The 2,070-nt window shown below is 35.9% G+C and carries 1 protein-coding gene; it reads left to right on the top strand.

Annotation, left to right across the window (positions count from 1 at the left end; genetic code table 11):
* A partial coding sequence (locus U9Q18_02765; protein MEA3313279.1) for a tetratricopeptide repeat protein occupies window positions 1-1,798 on the top strand: 1,798 nt, incomplete at its 5' end.
* Between the last annotated feature and the right edge of the window lie 272 nt (window positions 1,799-2,070).

Genomic DNA, 2,070 nt, shown 5'->3' with positions numbered 1-2,070 from the left:
CATCATAGCTGCTTCCTTATTTGTTATCCCTACTCCTTTAAATAAACCGGGAACTGCTATTTCACAAATCAAAGGAAGAATTTCCCTAACCCGGTTTATAAATGATTTTTCTTCTGGCAGAAGAATGACTATCTGGAAATTTACCGGGATGATGATTAAAGACCATCCCATCCTGGGCTCAGGTATCGGAACCTATAAATATAATACCTTAAGATATCAAGCAGAGTTCTTTGAACAGGGAGATAACCGCTCTATTTACCATTATGGGTTTGCAGATAAAGCCCATAACGAATACTTGCAGCTCTGGGCTGAGTTGGGAACAATTGGTCTTGCCATATTCCTCTGGCTTATAATTACTTATTTTGTTTATGGGATAAGATATTTAAAAAGAGAAAAGGATAGGCAAAAGCAGGGGATAATGATCGGTCTGATGGGAGCAATGGCAGCATTTTTAGTTGACTGTTTTTTCTGGTTTCCTATGCATTTATCGAGCAATCTTTCCTTGTTTTGGCTATTTATAGGGCTTACCATAGCAATGTGTGCAAAGGGCATGGAGGAGGAGAAGAAGAGAAGGTTAGAAGCAGAAAAAATAGAGAAAAGGATAATCAGCGGAGGTAAAGATAAAAAAGAAAAATCGGATAGCACTGCTAATATTAACAAGAATAAAAGAAGTAATATCTTTAGATTTAAACCGGTTTTATATATAGTAATTATTCTTCTGGCCGCTTTTTTATGTATTACTGTTTTCCGTCCTTTTATGTCTCGTATTATATGGTATTCCGGTCTTAAAGAAACTAGAAACAAAGATTGGGAAAAAGTTACAGATATATACGAAAGAGCTTTAAAATGGAATCCGTATGAAGGATATTTTCATTATGACCTGGGAAAAATATTTATAAGGCGCGGCCTTGGTAATACTGCACTGAAAAGTTTTAAGGAAGCCGAAAAATATGTAGACTTTCCCGGGATGCCGCAAAACATGACTGCAATTTACATTGCCAAAGGAGAACTGGATAAGGCAATTACCGAACTGAAAAAAGCTATTTCTTATCAGCGCAGAGAGGAAACAATGCCTCCTTTATATATTGAATTGGGGGATACTTATTTAAAGCTTGAGGAATATAAGCAGGCAGAAGTTGCCTATAAAAGTGCTGTTAATAAATTAAAGAGAGCTTTTTCCTATCAGCCCACAGAAAGAACAATGGCCTCTTTGTATTTCGACTTGGGAAATGCTTATTTAAAGCTTGGAAGTCATAAATCAGCAGAAGCTGCTTTTAAAAATGCTATTAGAATAAATTCTAATCTTCTCGCGGAGGCTGAGTTAGAACAAAATATAACTGATGAAGAGTTAATAAAGTTAGAAAAATTGAAAAATAGAATAAATTCTAATCTTGTTGATGCTCACCATAGATTAGCGGAAACCTATCTAAGACAGAATAAAATAGAAGAAAATTTGGTTGAATTAAAAAAAGCTATCTCTATTACCTATCAAAATAGAGAGGAAAAAATGCCTCCCTTATATGTTGACCTGGGGAATGCTTATTTGAAGCTTGGAAGATATAAACTGGCAGAGACAGCTTTTAAGAGTGCTCTTAAAATAAATACCAATCTTTTTAGCGCTCATTATGGATTATCAGGAGTTTATCTAAGACAAAATAAAATAGAAGAAGGGTTGATTGAATTAAAAAAAGTAGTTAAGTTAGGTCCGGAAAGCGAAGAGGCAAAATATGCCCGGGATGCCATACAAAAAATTGAACAGGCAAAATCAGAATCCCAACCAACGGAAAATGAAAACTGAATTATCTTGTATCTTTCTTTGCATTTCATTTCTTAACTTGCACCTTGCACCTTGCACCTTGCACCTTTTTGTACTGTAAACTGTAAACTGAAAACTGGCCGACCGAAGGGAGACCTAAATGTCACGAAAAAAAATAAAAACACATAATCATCCCAATCATTCCGGCTCTTCTTTCTACCCAAGAGCCATCGAAATTACCGTCATTACTTTAGCTCTATTAGTGCCCATAGCCTTTCATCCCCGGTGTTATACTACTTTTGCCCCCGCCAAAG

The organism is Caldisericota bacterium (genome assembly GCA_034717215.1).
GTDB lineage: Bacteria > Caldisericota > Caldisericia > Caldisericales > Caldisericaceae > UBA646.
This window is presented reverse-complemented; position numbering and strand designations above follow the sequence as displayed.